The 19,584-nt window shown below is 58.6% G+C and carries 17 protein-coding genes and 10 pseudogenes; 12 read left to right on the forward strand and 15 right to left on the reverse strand.

Annotation, left to right across the window (positions count from 1 at the left end):
* Positions 1–511 precede the first annotated feature (511 nt).
* Entirely contained in the window at positions 512–925 is a 414-nt protein-coding gene (locus tag ACZ1HK_RS02670; protein WP_472627343.1) for a hypothetical protein, read from the forward strand.
* Positions 889–1,593 (forward strand): AI-2E family transporter, encoded by a 705-nt coding sequence (locus tag ACZ1HK_RS02675; protein WP_472627344.1) that lies wholly within the window; start codon positions 889–891, stop codon positions 1,591–1,593. The genes ACZ1HK_RS02670 and ACZ1HK_RS02675 overlap by 37 nt, the downstream gene beginning before the upstream one ends.
* Positions 1,594–1,710: 117 nt before the next feature.
* Here the strand turns inward: ACZ1HK_RS02675 and ACZ1HK_RS02680 are convergent, their stop codons facing one another.
* The 10 genes and pseudogenes from ACZ1HK_RS02680 to ACZ1HK_RS02725 all read right to left on the reverse strand — a co-directional run bounded on the left by ACZ1HK_RS02680 (position 1,711) and on the right by ACZ1HK_RS02725 (position 7,564).
* Positions 1,711–2,391 carry a hypothetical protein gene (locus ACZ1HK_RS02680; protein ID WP_472627345.1) on the reverse strand — a complete coding sequence of 227 codons (681 nt, stop codon included), beginning with the start codon at positions 2,389–2,391 and terminating at the stop codon, positions 1,711–1,713.
* Between the two features lie 177 nt (positions 2,392–2,568).
* Positions 2,569–2,970 carry a phage holin family protein gene (locus ACZ1HK_RS02685; protein ID WP_472627346.1) on the reverse strand — a complete coding sequence of 134 codons (402 nt, stop codon included), beginning with the start codon at positions 2,968–2,970 and terminating at the stop codon, positions 2,569–2,571.
* Positions 2,970–3,446 (reverse strand): hypothetical protein, encoded by a 477-nt coding sequence (locus tag ACZ1HK_RS02690; RefSeq protein WP_472627347.1) that lies wholly within the window; start codon positions 3,444–3,446, stop codon positions 2,970–2,972. Before ACZ1HK_RS02690 ends, ACZ1HK_RS02685 begins: the two co-directional genes overlap by 1 nt.
* Positions 3,447–3,662: 216 nt before the next feature.
* On the reverse strand, positions 3,663–3,995 hold the full coding sequence (locus ACZ1HK_RS02695; RefSeq protein WP_472627349.1) for a hypothetical protein: 333 nt from the start codon (positions 3,993–3,995) through the stop codon (positions 3,663–3,665).
* Positions 3,974–4,345 carry a phospholipase D-like domain-containing protein gene (locus ACZ1HK_RS02700; protein WP_472627351.1) on the reverse strand — a complete coding sequence of 124 codons (372 nt, stop codon included), beginning with the start codon at positions 4,343–4,345 and terminating at the stop codon, positions 3,974–3,976. The genes ACZ1HK_RS02695 and ACZ1HK_RS02700 overlap by 22 nt, the downstream gene beginning before the upstream one ends.
* Positions 4,342–4,986: a phospholipase D-like domain-containing protein gene (locus ACZ1HK_RS02705; RefSeq protein WP_472627352.1), complete on the reverse strand. Its 645-nt coding sequence runs from the start codon at positions 4,984–4,986 to the stop codon at positions 4,342–4,344. The genes ACZ1HK_RS02700 and ACZ1HK_RS02705 overlap by 4 nt, the downstream gene beginning before the upstream one ends.
* Before the next feature lie 267 nt (positions 4,987–5,253).
* Positions 5,254–6,327 (reverse strand): sensor histidine kinase, encoded by a 1,074-nt coding sequence (locus ACZ1HK_RS02710; RefSeq protein WP_472627353.1) that lies wholly within the window; start codon positions 6,325–6,327, stop codon positions 5,254–5,256.
* Positions 6,215–6,796, reverse strand: a complete 582-nt coding sequence (locus tag ACZ1HK_RS02715; protein WP_472627354.1) for a hypothetical protein — start codon at positions 6,794–6,796, stop codon at positions 6,215–6,217. Before ACZ1HK_RS02715 ends, ACZ1HK_RS02710 begins: the two co-directional genes overlap by 113 nt.
* Before the next feature lie 96 nt (positions 6,797–6,892).
* A pseudogene (locus tag ACZ1HK_RS02720) lies at positions 6,893–7,443 on the reverse strand (RNA polymerase sigma factor).
* Entirely contained in the window at positions 7,433–7,564 is a 132-nt protein-coding gene (locus ACZ1HK_RS02725) for a NepR family anti-sigma factor (protein WP_472627355.1), read from the reverse strand. The pseudogene ACZ1HK_RS02720 and the gene ACZ1HK_RS02725 overlap by 11 nt, the downstream one beginning before the upstream one ends.
* 118 nt (positions 7,565–7,682) lie before the next feature.
* Between ACZ1HK_RS02725 and ACZ1HK_RS02730 the strand changes: the two are divergent.
* Positions 7,683–8,511 (forward strand): annotated as a pseudogene (locus ACZ1HK_RS02730) (response regulator).
* A 76-nt stretch (positions 8,512–8,587) separates the two neighbouring features.
* On the opposite strand, the gene ACZ1HK_RS02735 reads toward ACZ1HK_RS02730, so the two are convergent.
* On the reverse strand, positions 8,588–9,085 hold the full coding sequence (locus ACZ1HK_RS02735) for a Dps family protein (protein WP_472627356.1): 498 nt from the start codon (positions 9,083–9,085) through the stop codon (positions 8,588–8,590).
* A 115-nt stretch (positions 9,086–9,200) separates the two neighbouring features.
* On the opposite strand from ACZ1HK_RS02735, the pseudogene ACZ1HK_RS02740 reads away from it, so the two are divergent.
* Both ACZ1HK_RS02740 and ACZ1HK_RS02745 read left to right on the forward strand, forming a co-directional pair.
* Positions 9,201–10,003 (forward strand): annotated as a pseudogene (locus ACZ1HK_RS02740) (formate/nitrite transporter family protein).
* Positions 10,004–10,071: 68 nt separating this feature from the next.
* On the forward strand, positions 10,072–10,251 hold the full coding sequence (locus tag ACZ1HK_RS02745; RefSeq protein ID WP_472627357.1) for a hypothetical protein: 180 nt from the start codon (positions 10,072–10,074) through the stop codon (positions 10,249–10,251).
* Between the two features lie 66 nt (positions 10,252–10,317).
* On the opposite strand, the pseudogene ACZ1HK_RS02750 reads toward ACZ1HK_RS02745, so the two are convergent.
* Positions 10,318–11,049 (reverse strand): annotated as a pseudogene (locus tag ACZ1HK_RS02750) (Crp/Fnr family transcriptional regulator).
* Positions 11,050–11,267: 218 nt separating this feature from the next.
* On the opposite strand from ACZ1HK_RS02750, the gene ACZ1HK_RS02755 reads away from it, so the two are divergent.
* The 4 genes and pseudogenes from ACZ1HK_RS02755 (at position 11,268) to ACZ1HK_RS02770 (ending at position 12,296) form a co-directional block, all read left to right on the forward strand.
* Positions 11,268–11,510 (forward strand): hypothetical protein, encoded by a 243-nt coding sequence (locus ACZ1HK_RS02755; protein WP_472627358.1) that lies wholly within the window; start codon positions 11,268–11,270, stop codon positions 11,508–11,510.
* Between the two features lie 67 nt (positions 11,511–11,577).
* Positions 11,578–11,746: pseudogene (locus tag ACZ1HK_RS02760) on the forward strand (DUF1328 domain-containing protein).
* Positions 11,747–11,902: 156 nt separating this feature from the next.
* Positions 11,903–12,139, forward strand: coding sequence for a hypothetical protein (locus tag ACZ1HK_RS02765; RefSeq protein WP_472627359.1), 237 nt, complete (start codon positions 11,903–11,905; stop codon positions 12,137–12,139).
* Positions 12,140–12,185: 46 nt separating this feature from the next.
* On the forward strand, positions 12,186–12,296 hold the full coding sequence (locus ACZ1HK_RS02770) for a CsbD family protein (protein ID WP_472627361.1): 111 nt from the start codon (positions 12,186–12,188) through the stop codon (positions 12,294–12,296).
* Between the two features lie 556 nt (positions 12,297–12,852).
* On the opposite strand, the pseudogene ACZ1HK_RS02775 reads toward ACZ1HK_RS02770, so the two are convergent.
* Positions 12,853–13,487: pseudogene (locus tag ACZ1HK_RS02775) on the reverse strand (tyrosine-type recombinase/integrase).
* A gap of 257 nt (positions 13,488–13,744) precedes the next feature.
* Positions 13,745–14,913, reverse strand: a pseudogene (locus ACZ1HK_RS02780) (ROK family transcriptional regulator).
* Between the two features lie 178 nt (positions 14,914–15,091).
* Between ACZ1HK_RS02780 and ACZ1HK_RS02785 the strand changes: the two are divergent.
* The 3 pseudogenes from ACZ1HK_RS02785 (at position 15,092) to ACZ1HK_RS02795 (ending at position 18,147) form a co-directional block, all read left to right on the forward strand.
* A pseudogene (locus tag ACZ1HK_RS02785) lies at positions 15,092–16,110 on the forward strand (substrate-binding domain-containing protein).
* A gap of 104 nt (positions 16,111–16,214) precedes the next feature.
* Positions 16,215–17,370, forward strand: a pseudogene (locus tag ACZ1HK_RS02790) (ABC transporter permease).
* Positions 17,370–18,147, forward strand: a pseudogene (locus tag ACZ1HK_RS02795) (ATP-binding cassette domain-containing protein). Before ACZ1HK_RS02790 ends, ACZ1HK_RS02795 begins: the two co-directional pseudogenes overlap by 1 nt.
* A gap of 425 nt (positions 18,148–18,572) precedes the next feature.
* Here ACZ1HK_RS02795 and ACZ1HK_RS02800 read toward each other — a convergent pair.
* The gene (locus ACZ1HK_RS02800; RefSeq protein WP_472627362.1) at positions 18,573–19,310 is read right to left on the reverse strand and encodes a hypothetical protein; all 738 of its coding nucleotides are present in this window, start codon (positions 19,308–19,310) and stop codon (positions 18,573–18,575) included.
* Positions 19,311–19,584: the final 274 nt, after the last annotated feature.

The following is a 19,584-nucleotide window of genomic DNA, read 5'->3' on the forward strand; positions in this document are numbered from 1 at the left end:
GCGTTCAACGGTGAAAAGGTTGCCTGATGTTGAAGGTCGCTGACGGTTGCACTCAGTCGCTGGAACCGACGGCATCAGTCCCGATCAGCCAAGAGAGGTACAGCCTCAAACGCTCGGGTCCTTCTCGGAAGAAATTGCACACGGGTAATTCGCACCCTGTTGCTCTCAAAATATTTAGTGCTCTCAACGACCTAACCTTGTGGTTGTTGTTGTCTACCGGGGCTGATGCCGCAATTTCTGGTTCGAACAAGAAGGTGATGCGAAGCCTGCCGACTGTTGGGCGGGAAGCAGTCATTCGCTGCTGGTGCGAACTAGTTGCGCTGGAGGCCGGTTAGCAGACCTTCATTTTCACAGAAGCAGAACTCGGAGTTCTCTTCCCTCTGATCATGAAGCTTGGAACAATCCTTCCTGCCGATACCTTTACGATATCTCATGGTGAAAGCGTGAATGTCGTTCGCTCCGTCGGAGATAGGGAGCGATACAGAAAGGCCCGAGTCTGCGACAGGTAGTTATGGAACTGAAAGACGGCGACGCGCGTTTCGTTCTGATGAACACGTCCTCATTCTCCGCAAGAATTGGCAACCTGGCACTCATCACCTTGGTTGTTCTCATGCTCTTTGTCGTACTGGATCAGGCGCAGGGGCTTTTTGCGCCGATCATTAGTGCAATTGTTCTGGGCGTCGTCCTCGCCCCGTTTTGCAACATGTTGGAACGATGGCGCATTCCCAGTGCCGCAGCCGCCATGATGATCATGGCGGTCTTTTTATGTGCGGTTGCGCTGATCTACCTGATCGTGGAGCCGACAATCAGCGAGGCCATCCGCAACGCCCCGATCATATGGTTGGAGATGCGGACCTTGTTCGAAAGCCTGCGGGGGCTGTGGAAGGTGTGCAGGGCCTGCAGGAAACAGTCGCGGATGCCCTGACAGATGGGGAAGACCCGGAGGCCGATGCAGCGGCAGTGCCAGTTCCGAACCTGCTGGATGCTTTGTCCTATGGGCCAACGGTTCTGGGCGGCGTACTTGTTTTCGTCGGGACGTTGTACTTCTTTCTTGCGACCCGCCGCGATGTCTATGCGCGCGTTGCCCGCTTTATCCCATCCATCTCCGAAGCGCTTCTGCGCGACGCCGAGGTCCGGGTGTCGCGTTACTTCCTGTCCATTGCCTTGGTGAATGCGGGCTTCGGCATTGCGGTGATGATCGTAATGTCATTGCTGGGGATGCCGCAGCCGATCATGTGGGGGCTGGCCGCTTTCCTGCTGAACTTCGTCCTTTATCTCGGGCCGGGCTTGATTGCGCTGTCTCTTCTACTCGTCGGCGTCATTACGTTTGACGGGGCGATGTCTGTGGTTCCGATGGCAGCGTTCATTTTCCTCAACATGATCGAGTCGCAGTTCGTGACGCCCACCTTCGTGGGCCGTCAAATGGCCCTTAACCCGTTGATGGTGTTCTTGTCGCTGGTCTTTTGGCTGTGGCTGTGGGGCCCGATTGGCGGTTTGGTCGCGATCCCGCTGCTGGTCTGGTTGCGCTTCGTTCTGTCAGGCGGAAACGACGATAACGTACCGGAACCCGCCCCGTTGGATGAAGCGGCCTAGCTACGCCGAAACGCGGATGTTCCGTGCTGCGGCTCGTAGGTATTCGGCAGCAGTCACACACAAAAAGGCCCCCATCCGCGTGTGAGATGGGGGCCTACTTTTTGCTGTGGTTCGGCGTTAGGCCGCTTCGTCCACCTTGTCGTCCGACTTCAGCGTCTGTTTCACGCGTTTCTGCCCTTCGGCGACGGCCTCTTCAGCGGCTGCTTGGAGCTTCGCCTTCTCGGACTGGAACATGCGGTCCGCTTCGTCAAAGAGGCGGTCACGATGTGCGCCGATGGTACGGTCTTCCACCTGCGTGCGCGGCAACATCATCGCCAGCGCCGCACCGGCGGCCAGAGCAAGCCCACCGACCAGCAGCGGATTGTCATGCGCGGTGGTCCGGGCGACCTGTGCTGCACGTGCGGCTTCCGCCTCGGCGCGGGCGTGAACCGAGATCGCCGCTTCGCGGGCCTGGCGGATGCGGTCCTTGGCGCCATCGGGCAGGCCGTCGAGGCCATCTTCGATACGGGCGCGCAGGCTGTCAGCGGTGTCATACAGACGCTCTTTGGCGGCGTCCAAGCGGGTGTTGGTATGTGTGTCGTCGGTCATGGAGAGGTCTCCTTCCAGAATGCTGTCGGGTTGATCGGCTTTGATGGCAGTGTCAGCAGCCGCCACACGGGCGTCGAAGCCCGCCATAGGCGGCGTCTCTTGCCGCAGCCCACCCACCGTTGAGTGAGAGGTTTCGTCATAGGCCACGCGGGGGCCAGCGTTGCGTGTGGCGGCTTTCAGCGCCAGCCAGGCGAGACCGGCACCGGTCACCGCGAGAGGGCCGGGGTTGCGCCGTGCCGATTTGACCGCACCTTCGCCAGCCTGGCCCGAAAGGCCGGTGGCGCGCGCGACCAGTTCCGCCGGTGCGAATTGCGCCTCAAGTTGCGTCGGCCTGCGAGGCGCAAAACATCGCGCTCTGCCTGCAATTCGGTCTCGATCTGCTTGGGGCTAGGCATTGATCTGCTCCTTCATCAGGGCGACGTCTTGCTTGACGTTTGCGATGCTGCGATTGGGCAACAACTGGCTTGGTTTGAGGTCATGGATGCCCTTTGCGGCGAGAATTGCCGCGACAAAGGCGATGCCTCCCCCAACGGCCAGCGCGGCCCAGTGAACCGCCCAACCAATTGAAACGAGGGCAGCAACGCCAGCACCCGCCAGCGCACCCAAACCCACGAGGGCGAGAACGAGCGCGCCAACAACAAGGCCGATTGCGACCCCTGCACGGGACAGGTTCTCACCCACCTCCGCTTTGGCCAAAGCCGCCTCCTTGCGCAGAATGCGGCCAATCTGACTGACCACATCTGTCACAAGGTGCGCTGTGCCGCGCCCGGTTTCCGGATCGGGGTACATCACGAATACCCCCACCGGCGGCCGTTCTGATCCGGATAGGCGGCCTGGTTTTCAGGAACGCCCGGGTAATTGTGCCGGTCCGGCGCGGACGCGATGGCGCCGTTGCGTTCGGATGCTTTCATCGCGCGGGCGGCGAGGAAGCCAAGCGCGGCCGCGCCACCGAAGAACACGAGCGGATTGCGGCGCGCAAAGTGCGTCACGTCCTGCTGGATGTTCGACAGATCCATATCGCGCACGGCAGAGGCTGCGTGGGCCAAGTTGTCGCCCAGATACTTCACGGCGTCCGAGGCAAGATCATTGCCCTCAAATGCGGTGCTGGCTTCGCGGAAATTGTCGGCTTGTTCGGCAACGCGGCTGGCAACTTCTTCCTTGGCGGCTTCGGCCTTGACGGTCGCGTTTGCCTTGGCGGTCTCGGCCACCTCCTTTGCGGTGTCCTTGGCCGTGTCGGCCACTTTCGACGCTGTCGAGCGTGTCATTGTCAAACTCCTTCGGTTTCGCGGCAGACTGCGCGGGCTTTTGGACAAAGGTCCTCCGGACGCATCCGGCGAGGCCAGAACGCGCAACGCGTCTCATCTGCTTGTGCTTGTTTGTGGTGAGGCAACGGTTGAGGCGCCCGAAGGTTCCAACAATTCTCCTCTGCAGGTGGTTTTTCCGCCTAGACCATTTCGTCGGGGACAAAGGGCAACGGCTTGTCACATCCGCGCCTGTGCCTCGGGATCAAAGGGCAACAAAAAGTGGTGTCTGTCCTGGGGCGGTGTATCGCGTGCCTGCCTGAGCAGGGCGTTGATCTGATCCACCACGGCGCAGGGATTGTCGGTGGGATCCGGCGCATCGGGCCCAAGCCAATGGTCGAACGCACGCGGCCAAAGTGGCGCGACGTGCCTGCGCTCGGTGAGGTGCAAGCCGGCCTCCGTGTCCCAACGAAAACTGCGTCCATTGAGGTTTGCGGAGGACAGGATCGCCTCGTCCTGACCAAGCAGGGAAAGCTTGGAATGGACATAGATCAAAGGCGCGTCGTGTAGCACGGCCGCCTCGGCGCATCGGTCGCAGGCCGTGTTTGAGCAGGGGACGCGAGCGCAAGACGGTCACCGAGGCCATCGTGCAGAATGTCCAGGGCGTCCATTTGAACCTGTGCACCAAACTGCGCGTCCTCGGCTTCGTTCCCCTCAAAGGCGACGTCCTCCGGTGCGGCTGGCAGGATCAGGATGCAGGCCAGTTCGTCGCGTTTTGTGGCCGCATCGACCAGTGCCTGTGCCAACGGCTTGTGACGGAAGAACTGCGTCTCCAGATAGATCAGGCCCCGACATCGCGCGACGGCATCCAGGTGGGTCTGTTCGATCTCATTCACCACGGGCTTGGGCGCGATATGGATCAAGTCCTGCGCGCGCTTCGACGACAACGTGCGCGGAAACCGGGGGCCTGCGGCGGCGGATCCTGCCTGGCTTCGGTCACAGCGCGGAAGCTGGCCAGATGCGCGGAAGCGGCCTGCACAACCGGACCGTGGGCGATGGCTTGAATGTCTTGCCAGGTGCCCACGGCGGGCTGGTCATGGTCAAGCGTATCGTACCGGCGATCGTTCAGATCCAGCCCACCGATATAAAGCGCCTCGTCATCAATGACGGCCAGCTTTTGGTGATGGGTCGCGGGCACCATCGGCAAGTCATCATCCGGCTCAACTCCGTCCAATCCGGGTGTCAGCGGATCGGCATCCGTCTGCTCCAATTCGTCCGCCGTTTTGGAATGCAAAACGCGCCGCGGCACGTAGCCTACACGGGCCGGATGCATCACGATGGCAAAGCGCAGTGGCGCCCCGGTCGACAATTCATTGAGAGCCGCCAATTGCCGCGCCGTCTGCCACGACCGTCGGTGGTCTGCCGTGGCGATGATCGGGTCGAAGTCACTGACGGTTAGGTCGATTTCCACGCCCTTGTTCAGCAGGTGGAGAAGTAGGTCGAACCAGGTGGTGCCGATCGCGCGCGCGGCGTCACCGTGAAGCGCAGTCGTTGGATCAAACACACGAAAGCACCCGCAAATCTTGGACTTCGCGGAAAGGCACAGGGTTTCGAATGCGGGAAAGGCCTCACTTGCCGTGAATAAAACGTCGAGGTCACGGACCGGGCTTGGGTCGTCTTTTGGAGTTCGGGTCATCATCGATCACGCTGCGTTTGTTTCCACATCCGCCGCGTCCTCTTCATCGTGTTCGGCCACCTCCGCGAAGGCGGTAAATGTCGCCTCGAACCGGTAAATCTCGGCATCCTGGAACACCTCGGACGTGCCGCCAGGCTAGCGCCACAAAGGCCTCCACCAAGCGCGCGCCAAGCCGGTTCCGTCACTGGCCATCTCGTCCTGCACGGCATCGCCGAGCGTGTTTTCGACCGACAGGCTGATGTCGCGGTCTGCATTTGCCGTAAGGCGCACCGTAATCGAGGGCGGCCCAGAGGCCTCCGGTCTGCCCAGATACTTGATGGCGTTGGTCACCGTCTCATTGGCAAGCAGCGCCAGGGGCACGGCCTGATCCGGGTCAAGATTGACCTCATCCAACTCAAGCGAGGTGACGACACCTCTGCCGTGAGGAATGCCTGCACTGAACGAGGCCTGAACAACCTCGCTCAGCAATTTGTCGCCACGCACCCGCGCCAAGGTCGTGCCGGTATAAAGCGCCTTGTGGATCGTCGAGAGGCTCATCACACGGTCTTGGACGCGGCGCAGTACGCGGCGCGCATCGCCGTCTGGCACACTGCGCATCTGCATGTTCAGGATGGATGCAACCAGTTGTAGATTGTTCTTCACCCGGTGATGCACCTCGCGAAGCAGTAGCTCTTTTTCTTCAAGGCTTTCGGCCAAGTCGGCGCGGTCGGCCAACATCCTGCCGATCATCCGATTGTAGGTTCCCGCGATCTGCTTGAATTCAGCAGGCGGGTTGTCGAGCGTTGCGAAGCCAGATCCCGGATCGTCGAAAGAGAACGCCACCATTCGGTGCCGGATTTCACGCAAGTGCTGCAAAACCAAACGGTCTAGGGCCAAGAACCCAATCCCGAATGCCACGATCCACATCAGAACCGGGAATAGCGGCGTGAGGGTGCCAAAAATGGGAACGGAGTAGTTCTGGATGGATCCATTCCAAAGGCCCACCACGTAGACGCGATCTTCAATCAACGGGACCAGAGCGGCCAACCGCTCCGATCCGTCTTGCAGGGTGATGTTGAACGTCACGCCACGCGGCGAAAGCGCGAGCGTTTCCGGTTCAAGGTCGAGGGCCTCGAAGATGCCTGCATCGAAAATTCCGGTGCTGGCCGACAGGACTTCTCCCGTTTCGTTTATAAGGGCGAGGTCTACTTCCTCGACCTGTGCGGCCAAGCGTGTCGGTCAGGCTGTGTGGCAGCGCGACAGAGGTTGCACCCAGAAACGCACCGGTCTCAGAGTCGAAGATCGGTGAGACAACCGTCAAAAGCGACTGGTCGCCGGTCTCGATATCAAGGCCGATTGTAACGGTCGGCGTCGGACGCTCGATATAGTCCAGCCAAGCGGGATCGTCAGAAAGGTCCATCTCTTCGCCGGTGGAAGAACACGCCGTTTGGCCGTCCGCTGTTGTTGTGAAGCTGGCAAATGCGTAGGCTGCCGCACGGTCGACGAACCGTTGCATGATACGCTCACAAAGAAACGGGTCATCGGCCGCTTCAACAGCACTTGCCCCAAGGGCTGAGGCTGCACCGTGGGCACGCCGCAGCAATGCACGCTCGGTGCTGGCCGCCTGCGCCGTCCGTGCCAAAATATTAAACTGTTCAAGTGTCCGGGCATCGCGCACGACGGCGGCCGTTTGGACCACGGCAATCATCCCAAGCGGCAGGATGGCAAGACCTCAAGAACAGCGCCAACCGCGATTTGAGCGACGTGACGCTGTTCCACAGGCGTTGGAGTGGCTTCATGCAGCGGCTGGCCCCGAGATCACAGCCACCGTGGCTGCATCGGTCAATTCCAGGGCATCGTCTTCATCGAGTTCCAGAAGCTCGGCCAAACGCTTGCGGGCCCGGTTCACACGGCTTTTGATCGTGCCAACAGCGCATTCGCACATGTCGGCGGCCTCCTCGTAGGAAAAGCCGGATGCGCCGACCAGAAGCAACGCCTCGCGCTGTTCATCTGGCAACTCGGCGAAGGCCACGGCGAAATCCTTCATGGCAAGCCGCCCGTCATGGGCCGGTTTTTCCGAGAGCCTGCGCCGTCATCGCTCCATCCACGTCCGCAACTTCGCGCTTCACCTTGCGGCGGGACGAATAGAACGTGTTGCGCAGGATGGTGAACAGCCAGGCGCGCATATTTGTGCCAGCCTGGAACTTCTCGATGTTCGACCATGCTTTGACGACCGTGTCCCTGCACCAAATCATCGGCGGCCGCGTGATTGCGCGTCAGCGAACGGGCAAATGCCCGCAGCGACGTAAGATGCTCAACGATCTCGTCGCGGGGATCATTTGTCATTTTTTGCGGCCCCTTCGTTTGCCTTGAGTTGGGCAATCAAGTCGAGAAACCGGTCGGGCAATTCATCTTTCATCGCATCGTCGTAGACGCGTTTCAGGTTCTCATCGATCTGCTGTTCCACTCTGGATTTCTTGCTGTCTGAGGCCATGTCTCACCGATACCGAAAAAATTGTCGTCTTGGTGGGAACCAATCAGCGCGCAAAAAGTTCCCAATAAAATGTGCACGAGGAGAAGTTAGCATGGGATCTACCGAAAACACGCGGGATCTGAGCACTGATTTGATGGAAGATTTGCCGTTCCTGCGCCGGTATGCGCGCGCGCTGACGGGCGCGCAGGATACAGGCGACCGCTACGCTATGGCCACGTTGGAAGCGATTGTTGCAGACCCGTCCACCGTTGCCGACGACCCGTCTACCAAGGTTGGACTGTTCCGCATCTTCCACGGTATCTGGTCCAGTTCGGGCTCACCCAGTGCGGATGAGGGCGAAAACACCGACCTGCTTGAGGTGCGCGCGCAGGTACACCTTGGCAAGCTAACCGCCAACACACGTGAGGCTTTGTTGCTGCACACGGTTGAGGGCTTTGGGTTCGAAGCCATCGCCCGGATCATGGATGTCTCGCAGGGTGAGGCGGAGGACCTTGTTTCGCGCGCCATGTCCGAGATGGGCGATATGGTTGCCGGTGACATTCTCATCATTGAGGATGAGGGGATCATCGCGATGGATCTGAAATCCATCGTCACCGATATGGGGCACACTGTGACGGACGTGGCCCGCACCCGCGACGACGCGATCGCGAAGGGTAAGGCAAAGGTGCCGGATCTGATCCTTGCGGACATTCAGCTTGCGGACAAATCCTCGGGCATCGACGCGGTGAATGCGTTGTTGGCTGATCTCGGGGATCGACCGGTCATTTTCATCACGGCATTCCCGGAACGGCTTCTGACGGGCGAGCGGCCCGAGCCTGCATTCCTGATTACGAAGCCTTATTCCGAGGATCAGGTCCGCGCCGCGGTCTAGCCAAGCGATGTTCTTCGCCACAACCGAGCGTATGGGCGTCGACGCTTAAGCCGAGACACACAGAGCTTCGCACGAAAAAGCCCCGGCCAAGCGGTCGGGGCTTTCTTGTTTGCGGGCGCTGTCAATCAATCGGCAGCTATGGCACGCAACATCCACGCGGCTTCTTCGTGGAACGCGCTGCGCTCGGTTGCGAGGTCTTCCGTCACGGGGTCCTTGTGGCCTCCTGCCAACTCGACCAGCGCGTGCAGGCGGTGTGCCAGCTTCTCATGGTCGCTTGCGAGGTCTTCCATCATCTCGCGGGCAGACGGCATCTCTTCTAGATCCTCAATGCGCGATCGTTTCATGACGTCGTTCATGCGCATCGGGGCCAGTTCGCCAAGGGCGCGGATACGCTCGGCCAGCTCATCGGCTGCCGCAAACATGTTCTCGTATTGCTCGTCCGTCAGCTTGTGGATCGAGTAAAACGCCGGGCCGGTCACGTTCCAATGGTAGGCATGCGTTTTGAACGTCATGCGATAGGTGTCGGCCAGAACATCGGCGAGCCCTTCGGCAACAGCGACTTTATTGCGGACGCCCGTAGAAACGTCGTCGGCAGTGGGGATGACTTTCAATGTGTCAGACATGAGTGTCTCCTTTCTCTCTCCCCAATCAACCCGCAGCCCGGTCCGAAGTTCCGCAGATTAATTGGGGAACTCTCAACGGGTGGTGCGCGTTTCCGCGGAACAAAAGGATCCCCCGATGCGCGAAGAGATGGCCGTTCGCGAGGCAACCCGCCTCAGTTCCAAACTGATTTACGAGGTGATCCGACGCGACGGCGAAGAAGAGTTGGAGCGCCCTACCCGTTCCTTGATCTGGTCCGGGGTCGCCGCTGGTATCCTGATCTCGTTCTCGGTTCTGGGGGAGGCGATCTTTCGCACCTACCTGCCAGACGCACCGTGGCGTTTCCTTTGTTGAGAACCTCGGCTACAGCTTCGGCTTCCTCCTTGTGATCCTTGGCCGGATGCAGCTGTTCACCGAGAATACGATCACAACCATCCTGCCGCTTGCTGCGGAACGCTCCAGCACGTGCCTGGCAGCCGTCGCACGGTTGTGGAGCATCGTGCTTGTGGCTAACATCATCGGCGCGCTTGTTGCGGCGGCCTTTGTGACGCAGACCACAGGGATCGCGCCCGACCTTCTCGCAACCATCAACGGGCTATCGAATCACGCAACTGGCTTCGCGCCCTCGGAAGGCTTTTTGCGCGCCATCCCCGCGGGCATTCTGGTCGCCTCCATCGTCTGGATGATGCCGGGCCAGAATGGTGGCAGAGGTCGTGCTGATTGTCATCTTCACCTGGCTCATCGCCGCAGGTGATTTCACGCATATCATCGCAGGTTCGGTCGAGATGTGGGTGTTGATCCTGCAAGGCGAGCTCGCCGCCCAACCCGCGCTGTTTGGTTTCTTCCTTCCTGTTTTGGCGGGCAACATTGTCGGTGGCACGCTGGTCTTCGCATTGCTCGCATGGGGCCAGGTCAAAGCGGAGATCGAGGAAGAGGATTAGGGCCAAACGAATAGGAACCGTAACCCGAGGTTACGCGTTAGCTTCCTGAACCAGAAGGAGAAGACAACATGTCCGCACCCGATACCAACCTTGACCGTCAAGCCCGCCGCCACAAACCCGCGCTCTGGGGGATCGCCATTGCCGTCGGCGCAGCGGCCATTTTCGCCATCACCGCGTTCCTTGTTGACGGCGTGCCCGCCGAGGACCAAGCGGCAGGCGTGCCCGAAGAAAGCGTCGCCACGCAGTAAACAAGCCACAAAAAAGGGCTGCACCGAGTTACCGGGCAGCCCTTTTTCATGTCGTCCTAACGCATGTCAGATCAACGGTCGACGTGCAGGACGGTCAATTTCGATCAAGGCAAGCTCTTCCATTTGCTCGCGGTCGTGCAGGCCCAGTTTCCCGTCTTCGAGCGACAGGATTTGTTTTTCCCGCAACTTCATCAAGGTCTTGTTCGTGTGGACAAGCGACAGGCCCAAAGCATCGGCAAGGTCCTGCTGCCGATAGGGGAACGGGCAATGATCGCCATCGGTTAGCCCCACATCATCACAACGGGCATAGAAACGCAGCAAACCCCAGCACATCCGCTCCATCGCGCTCATCTGGCCGATTGAGGCCAAAGCCTCACCCAGAAAGTGCTCGTCCATCGCGGATAGCCACGTCAGGTCGAACGCGCGTTCAGGTTCCGGATTTATAGAGGTTCCACAACTCGGCACGGTCGAAGACACACAAAACCATCGGCGTGGTTGCCTCCACGGAATGCTTCATCTCCCCCATGACACCGGCCTGAAGGCCCAGAAATGCGCCGGGCAGCGCAGAGTTCACAACCTGCCTCCGCCCATTGGGTAAGAGCTTGTAGCGCAGGCCCATACCTTTCAGAACCGTGAACAATTGCGGGCTGTTTGAGCCCTCCATCAGCAGGGTCGTACCAGGATCGACTTTCAGGCTTCGCCCACCTTGAAACGTCGCATGAAGGCGATTTCTTCATTGTTTAGAGTGTCGTAGGCCTCGCGTTTGCGAAGCGGGCAATTTGCACAATCAGTAACCATGACTCTTTTCGTCGCTTGCTATGTCCTAGTTTAATGCACGGCGACTGAAATCGTTCCAAATGGGACGATGAAAGGACGCCCCAGCAGCCCCAAGGCAGATACCGTGGACCCACCGACAGGGCGGCTGGATGCGCCGTGTATCATCGTGCATTCCAACGTTTTGGTGGCCGAGGATTTGCGCGACATCCTGATGAATTGCAGGGGCGCGGGACGTTGTGGTGTACAGCGACTTTGCCGCAATCACGGAAGATGTAGCCGCGTTGGTCATTGCGTCGGGTGGCCTTGAACGTACCTTGAATGCTCCGCAATTCGACGCGTGGCTGAGAAGTGGCACGCCGCTTGTACTCCTTGACGTCGGACATCGGACCGAAGACGCGTCCAAACTCGGTCTCCATCTGCTTGATGAGCCCTTCCGGACCGAGGACGTTGTGACCCTATTAACTAAATTGCAGATCTTCTGACGGTTTCCGTGGAACCAATGGCGAGGACAAGGGTTGAGGAGGTGTGTAATCGATAAGGAGACACACCATGCTACGCTGGGCCGTCACATTTCTGATCATCGCGTTGATCGCGGGCTCTCTTCGGCTTTGGAGGGATCGCTGGCGCATCCGCTGGGATCGCGCAGATCCTATTCTTCGTATTCATCGTCCTGTTCGTCATCTCGCTCTTGGCGCGGGCCGTAAGTGGACGAAGCTGACACCACTGGCATCAAGCGATGCCCGAAAAGGGGCGAACGGTCTGACCTCGTGATCGTTCGCCCCTTTTCTTTACGCAATTGTTATCATTCGAAAATTTTTTTGGAACCTTCTGCCGTTGAGGCCGTTAACCCACCAGAAACGAAGGAGTTTGACACATGAAAACCGGAACCATTCTCGCCATTGCAATCGCCGCGATCGTTGCCGTTGTCGGCATCTACATGATCGACATCGATCAGACCGAAGAGGCCGCATTGCCCAACGTGACCGTTGAAGGCGGCAACCTGCCGGAATTCGACGCTGAGGTCGGCTCGGTCGAAATCACTGAAGAGACCGTGACCGTGCCTGGCATCGAAATAACGCCGCCGGAAAACGACGATATCGCTTCGAACTGACCCGACCGTTCCACGAAACCGCAACCACGCCCCAAGGAGAACCGCTATGAACCGCGACCAAATCGAAGGCAAATGGACCGAAATCAAAGGCAAGCTCCGTGAAAGCTACGGAGATCTGACCGACGATGACCTGGAGATCCGCAAAGGGCGATCGTGAACAGATGGAAGGCGTTTTGCAGCAAAAGCTGGAGAAAATCGAAAGCCGAAGTTCGTGAAACGGTCGATAAGGTGCTGAATAGCATCTGACGGCACCGTGTTGCTAAGAATTCAAAGGCCCTCCTTGCGAGGGCCTTTTTCACATGTGCGTTTGCCGGGGGTAGCTCCGACGAGAGACGGCCAATACTTGTCATGGGCACCGTGGCTTAGCTTGCTGAGAGTGGAGGGGTAGGCTGCACCGAGACTACCCTTCATGTTGGCCGGTCAGCGATGGTTGGAAACAGAAAGATTTCCGAAGCCATGGTGCAGATGCTCCGATAGGGCGGTCTTCTTTAGCAGTGCTGCCTGACTTCTCGGCTCTGTTATCGAGACAAGCCATAACCCGTTGTCCGCGGCCAATGCAGTCGAGGGCAATCGGATCTTGGAATAGCAGGTGACATGAAAAAACGTGAACGTCGTGATCACAGCCAAAGTTTCCTTCTACCGGCCGCACTCCAGCAAGGTGATCCCCAACTGGATGTCCGCTAAGGGCCGTCCTTGAAGACGGCCCGAAGTTGCTAGATTTCAATCGCCTCGGCGATGGCTAACGCATCCTCCAGTTCGACGCCCAGGTACCTGACAGTGCTTTCCATCTTGGTATGACCAAGGAAAAGCTAAACCGCCCGCAAGTTGCCAGTCTTCTTGTAGATCTGTGTCACCTTTGTTCTCTGCATCGAATGCGTACCTTATGCGCTTGCCTCAAGACCGATTGATGTGACCCAATCTCGGACGATCCGCGCATACTGTCGTGTTGAGATATGCAAGCGCTCGTGGAAGCGGCCAGGCCAAAGGTACTCGGAGCCAACCATTAGTTCGTCTTCCATCCACTTTCCGACTGAGGCGCGTGTGCCCTCGGATATCTCAAATCGCACGGGCTTCTGTGTTTTGCACCGCAACACTGACGCACGTTCTTTGATTTGGCCAGACGCCATAACGTCCACCACTTTCATGCTCACGAGATCACACCCGCAGGAGTTTGCTGTCGATCGCCATGTTGAACAGCGCTAGGTCACGATGGTTTTCGGCCAGTTCAAGTCGAACGCGGATTGCCCAAACTTGCCTTCGGCTTAAGAGGCCGCATTTGACCAACGATACGGCCTTTATTCCAGGCTGGCCGCAGCGCACGAATGGCAGGTAGGTTTTGTGTTTCCATGACTGATCCTCCAATCCGCCATGCCCTCCACAGCGACAACCCGACGTTGACGACGCAACATATCACAGGATGCTGCGCCTCATTCGAGGTCTGGAACGAGCCCAACCTACTAAATGCGAAAAGCAATACCCTAGAGACACAGACACCAAGCAGATCCTGTCGCGAGTTAGTGCAGACCTCGAATTATTTGAGATTTGACCCAACGCCGAACCAGCAACCGCAAGTTCGCACAACTCTGCCAAGCGAAGGAAATTCCGCTAAAGCAAGAACTGGGTTCCGATAGGACGTGCTGCCGCGCCAATGGCGCGGGCTTTTTTCCGATACTGCCTGCTTCGATGCGCGGACAGATCAGGCCGCGCGTATCCTGGGTGACGACGTAACGTCTGACCCGTTCGACCAATTCATCACGAATGTGATCGGGGAAGGCACCGTCGATCAGGATCGCCTCAAAATCGATGACGGAACAAGTAGACAGGGCCGCTTTGGACAGTTCCTGGGCCGTTTGCCCCAGCCAGGGTCCACGTAACGCGCCAACGTGCGCCAGCTCTCGGGATCGGTCCAAAGCTGGCGTGGGTCCATGTCGACTTCGTGCAGCCGACGTTCAAGCTGATGGATGGAAGCCATGTCGACCAATTGCATGCTTTCGCCATTGGGCCCAATGCTGCGCAGGGACCCCCAGCGCGCCCGGCATTGCCTTGGCGGCCCTCGTAGACGGCATTGTCCAGGGCAATGCCGCCGCCGATATAGGCCCCGACGAAGAAATAAGCATAATCCTGGAATTCCTTGCCGCGCCCATACGTATGTTCGGCCTGGCAGGCGGCGGTGGCGTCGTTCAGTTGTAAGACCGGTAGGTCGATCCGGTCTCCAAGCTGGTCCTTCAGATCGACGCCTTGCCACTCGGAAAAGATATCACCCGGGTTGGCGTTTTTTGCATTCCACGGTACTCGAAGGCAGCGGCGGTGCCGAAGCCACAGATGCGTTGTCGGTGGGGTGGGCTCAGTTCCGCCCTGATGCTTTCGACGCCGTCTTCGACGAAGGCGAAGATTTCTGCGGGTGTGGGGCGCATATAGGTCAGGTGACGTTCGTGGCGTACAGCGCCGGTGAAATCGATTAGCACAAGTTCGGCCGAGCGGCGCCCGATCTTGAGGCCGAAGGAAAAAGCCCCTTCAGGATCGAGGTGCATGGGGATCGACGGTTTTCCAGCCTTGCCACGTACCGGATCACCGCGCCGCACCAGCCCATCGGATTCGAGCTTGCGCAGAATGCTTGAGACAGTCGGAGGCGACAGTCCGGCGCGGCGCGACAGGTCACTTCCGGGCATACCGCCATGGCGTTGGATCAACGACAGGAGCAGGCGTTCGTTATGATCACGAACACCGCTTTGGCTCAGCCCGAAGCTGAGCGATCTGACCAATCCGTCTTCCATTGGCGACTACTAATGCCGTTTTTTCATGGTTCATCCTAGCGCATTCTCTTTAATAAAGAAAGTTAACTAATTAATTGACAGCCCGGTTCAGATCGTGGCTTTTGAGGGCAGCGGCCTTGAGGAGGGATCGCTGATGAGGCGGCGCAGAGCTGCCGGAAATCTGTCTTGGGAGGACATTATGAAAAAGCTACTGATCGGCACTGCGATGGCTACTGTTGCGACAACGGGGGCTGCGATGGCGGATGGGCACGGCGTATCCGCCTGTCTTATTACAAAGACTGATACCAACCCGTTTTTCGTGATGATGCGCCAGGGTGCTGAGGCCGCTGCGGCCGAGTTGGGAATCACGTTGAACTCCTATGCCGGTCAGGTGGACGGCGATAACGAAGCCCAGGTTGCAGCGATCGAGACCTGCATCGCGAATGGCGCGTCCGGCATCCTGATCACCGCGTCCGACACCGCCGCAATCGTCCCCGCCGTGGAAGAAGCGCGTGCCGCTGGCATTCTTGTTATCGCGCTCGACACGCCGCTGGAGCCGATTGACGCCGCTGATGCAACGTTTGCCACCGACAATTTTGCCGCGGGTGGTGATGTGGTCAGTGGGCCGCGGGCGCCATGGGTGACGCCGCCGCAGATGCCCGCATCGCAATGCTGGATCTTGCCATCAGCCAGCCGACCGTTGGCGTTCTTCGGGATCAGGGCTTTTTGACCGGCTTTGGCATTGATGTGGTCGATCCCAGCATGTGGGGCGATGAAACCGACGAGCGCATCATCTGCAACGAAGTGACCGCCGGCAACGAAGAAGGTGGGCGTACGGCGATGGAAACCTGCCTTGCCGCCGACCCGGACATCAACGTGGTCTACACCATCAACGAGCCTGCCGCCGCCGGTGCCTACGAAGCGCTTGTGGCCGTTGGTCGCCAGGATGACGTCCTGATCGTCTCGGTCGACGGTGGCTGCCCTGGCGTGGCGGACGTGGCCGATGGTGTGATCGGCGCGACCTCGCAGCAATACCCGCTGCTGATGGCTTCGCTCGGCATTGAGGCCATTGCCGCCTTTGCCGAAGACGGCACCTTGCCGGAGAATACGCCCGGCCTGGACTTCTTTGATACCGGCGTGGCGCTTGTAACGGCTGAACCCGTCGACGGTGTGGAAAGCATCGGCGTCGAAGAAGGCGCTGACCTCTGCTGGGGCTGAAGTGATCGGGGCTTCGTGCCACCGACCATGCTGAAAGGAGGGCGGGCCAGGGTCCGCCCTTCGAAAATCAAGACCGCGACAACCAGCAATCAGGGGCAGAGGATATGGCGGAGCGTTCGGACAACTTTGAAGACGGCCTGAAGGGCGCGGAGCAAAGCGTCGCAAGCTTTGAAGTGGATAACAAATCCCTTCTGATGCGGTTTCAGAGTGCGCTTCACAAGACGCCGTCGTTGGTGCCGTTGATCGTGCTTGGCTGCGCTATCATGATATTTACCGGCTGGCTTGGGCCGCGGTTCCTGCCGCAAATGACGCTGGTGTTTCAGCAGATCCAGATTGTCGGCATCCTCGCCTTGGCCCAGACTTTGGTGATCCTGACCGCAGGCATTGATCTGTCGGTCGGCGCCATCGCGGTATTCTGTTCGGTCATCATGGGGCAATTCACGTTTCGCTACGGCATCCCTCCCGCCGTTGCCGTGGCCTGCGGTCTTGCAGCCGGTGCGGCCATCGGGGCGCTATCAGGATGGCTGGTCACACGGATCAAGATCCCGCCCTTCATCGCCACATTGGGCGTTTGGCGAATCGTGCTCGCGGCCAACTACATCTATTCCCGCAACGAGACGATCCGCGCCCGCGACATCCGTGAAGACGCGCCGATGCTGCAATGGCTGGGGCTGAAGCCCAACGAACAAGCTGGTCCTTTGGATCGATGGCCTGCGCGGGAATGTCTATGAGCGTATGAGGCCCAACGACACCGACCAGTTTCTTTTGGACCTGATCTGGCAGACCAAGATCACCTACGGCGTGCTGACCTTGATCCTGCTTACCTTCATTCTGGCCTATATGCTGCGCTCGACCGCGTGGGGGCGTCATGTCTACGCCGTAGGCGACGACCCCGAAGCCGCCGAACTTGCCGGTGTGAACGTCAAGCGCACGCTGATGTCGGTTTACATGCTTGCCGGCTTCATTGCAGCGATCGCCGGGTGGTCACTGATCGGACGGTTCGCCTCGGTCTCGCCCAGTGCGTCGACGGGGATCGAGGGCAATATCGAGTCGATTACGGCGGTGGTGATCGGAGGTATCTCACTGTTCGGCGGGCGTGGCTCCATCTGGGGTGCCTTCTTTGGGGCACTTATCGTGGGGGTCTTCATGCTGGGCCTCGGGATGGCTGGTGTGAACCCGCAATGGACGTTCATGTTGATCGGCACGCTCATCATTTTAGCGGTCGGCATCGACCAATGGATCAGAAAGGTGGCCGCGTAATGGAACCCATTCTCAAGGGCAGAAATCTGACCAAACGGTACGGTAAGGTTGTAGCCCTCGATAACTGCGACTTCGATCTTTACCCTGGGGAAATCCTGGCAGTGATCGGCGACAACGGAGCGGGAAAGTCCACTTTGATCAAGGCGCTGTCGGGGGCAGTTGTGCCCGACCAAGGGAAGGTCGAGTTGGAAGGTAAGCGTGTCACCTTCGCCTCACCAAACGACGCGCGTCATGCCGGCATCGAGACCGTGTATCAGACGTTGGCCGTCAGCCCTGCGCTATCGATTGCAGACAACATGTTCATGGGGCGAGAGCTGCGCAAACCTGGCTGGCGCGGAACGATATTGAAGCAGTTAGACAAGGCCGCGATGGAGGCCAAGGCGCGCGAAAAGCTGAACGAGCTAGGATTGATGACGATCCAGAACATCAACCAAGCTGTTGAAACGCTTGTCAGGGGGACAACGACAAGGCGTCGCCGTGGCACGCGCAGCGGCGTTTGGCTCAAAGGTCATCATTCTCGACGAACCCACTGCGGCGCTCGGGGTCAAAGAGTCGAGAAGGTGTTGGGAGTTGATCCTGGACGTGCGGTCGCGGGGCATTCCGATCATCCTGATCAGTCACAACATGCCGCACGTCTTTGAAGTTGCAGATCGTATCCACGTTCATCGACTAGGCCGCAGGCTTTGTGTCGTGGACCCAAAGGACTACACCATGTCAGACGCCGTCGCTTTTATGACCGGCGCCAAGGACGCTCCAGCGAGCGTTCAAATGGCTTAGACGCGGCGCAGGTTGGCTTTGATGCTTGGCGCACCTGCATAGACGCCATTGCAGTGAGCATCGAACTGCCGCACGCACGTCACCAGGTACCCAGCAACGACCGGCGTCTTTCGTTTGCGTTGAGATTGGACGGCTTTCGGCAGCGCAGACGCTCTTGAAAACCTCGAATTTTCGCGCAGACTGCCAACGTCCGCTTCGGGGGAAGCCGCATCGCAGCTAAGATGAACGCCACGGATGGCGGCTTTGGGCCGGTTTTTCGCTTCGCGCGATGACAAACCAGGGAATGGATCTAGCATTCCGCCTACTTAAAAAGGCGTTCAGATCCAGAGATATTTTCTTATCGAAGGGTACTAGATAGAAGGGACCGCCGCAGTTTTTTGCAAAGTACCATTTATTAGCGGTTAATGTCATGGCGGATCACTGTTTCAAGAAGAGCCAGGCTCGTTCAAGACCTGCCCAATCGTCGCGGCTCCCAATGTGATCTCGGCGGACACAGGCGGGTTCGCGTTGGCCGCGTTCATGAAGATAGTCACGTCCTCAGCGGTTTCGCGAAGGCCAAAGAACAGCTCGATCATGTGCTCCGGAACGGCCGTCGTTATTCGGTTTTCATCATTGATAAAGCTCAAAGGATAGCTGATCCCTGCACCGGGCAAAACAAGCTCACCTTGTAGGACCAAATTGTCCGACGCGGAGAGAAGAGGAGCAAGGTCCGACCCTTGGAAAACGCTGCTCTCGGTCGTGTAGATCGAAAACGTTACAGACGAGAGGTCGCCGATAGGAGAATACTCCAAATCAAAACGAACGTCGAAACCTGAAGAGATGTCAGCCTGACACCAAAACCCTCCGAACGTTGGGCCCGCCGATTGGTCCGTCGTCAACGGGCCGCACCCCGTCATCGACCTGCCAGCCCAAAGGCCAGAGGTGCGCATCACCGTCACAACGTTTGGCATGTAGCGCAGAAATCCACCATTTGGATCGCCAGGAATGGGCTCTAAGAAATGATATATCGGTCCGTGAGTTGCATCGGGAGCAAGAAAGCAAACCAGGCGTTCTGACCAACCAGTTGGATCAACGAACGGGTCAGGATTTGCCGCCGCTTCGGCTCCCTGTGGCAACCGATTATCTTGGCCAAATTGTGTGCAATTTGACGGATCGAGATGCACTTGCTGGTTGGGTAAACAGAACCACTAGGCCGCCAGTCGCCAAGATGCGGGACAAAAAATCCATATCATAATTCCTAACCAAAAGTTCCTCAGCACGTCTGGGTTGTGATGAGCTTGTCCGTCCTCTCGGGTTTTTTCAAGTCGGGTGGAAGTGACGGAATAGCACCCCGAACACATATTGCGTGACCAGTCTGAATGATGCGGAGACCAGCCTTCGGAAGCTGGCCGAGCGGCATGGTGTGCGCTGAGGGATAGTGCGGAATGCGCTCGCTCA

The organism is Gymnodinialimonas sp. JB5-7, from assembly GCF_055693405.1.

Coding starts and splice junctions, on each gene's coding strand:
- ACZ1HK_RS02685 (WP_472627346.1), bottom strand. CDS start 2,970: ATGTACCCCGATCCGGAAACCGGGCGCGGCACAGCGCACCTTGTGACA.
- ACZ1HK_RS02770 (WP_472627361.1), top strand. CDS start 12,186: ATGAACCGCGACCAAATCGAAGGCAAATGGACCGAAATCAAAGGCAAG.
- ACZ1HK_RS02735 (WP_472627356.1), bottom strand. CDS start 9,085: ATGTCTGACACATTGAAAGTCATCCCCACTGCCGACGACGTTTCTACG.
- ACZ1HK_RS02670 (WP_472627343.1), top strand. CDS start 512: ATGGAACTGAAAGACGGCGACGCGCGTTTCGTTCTGATGAACACGTCC.
- ACZ1HK_RS02745 (WP_472627357.1), top strand. CDS start 10,072: ATGTCCGCACCCGATACCAACCTTGACCGTCAAGCCCGCCGCCACAAA.
- ACZ1HK_RS02690 (WP_472627347.1), bottom strand. CDS start 3,446: ATGACACGCTCGACAGCGTCGAAAGTGGCCGACACGGCCAAGGACACC.
- ACZ1HK_RS02765 (WP_472627359.1), top strand. CDS start 11,903: ATGAAAACCGGAACCATTCTCGCCATTGCAATCGCCGCGATCGTTGCC.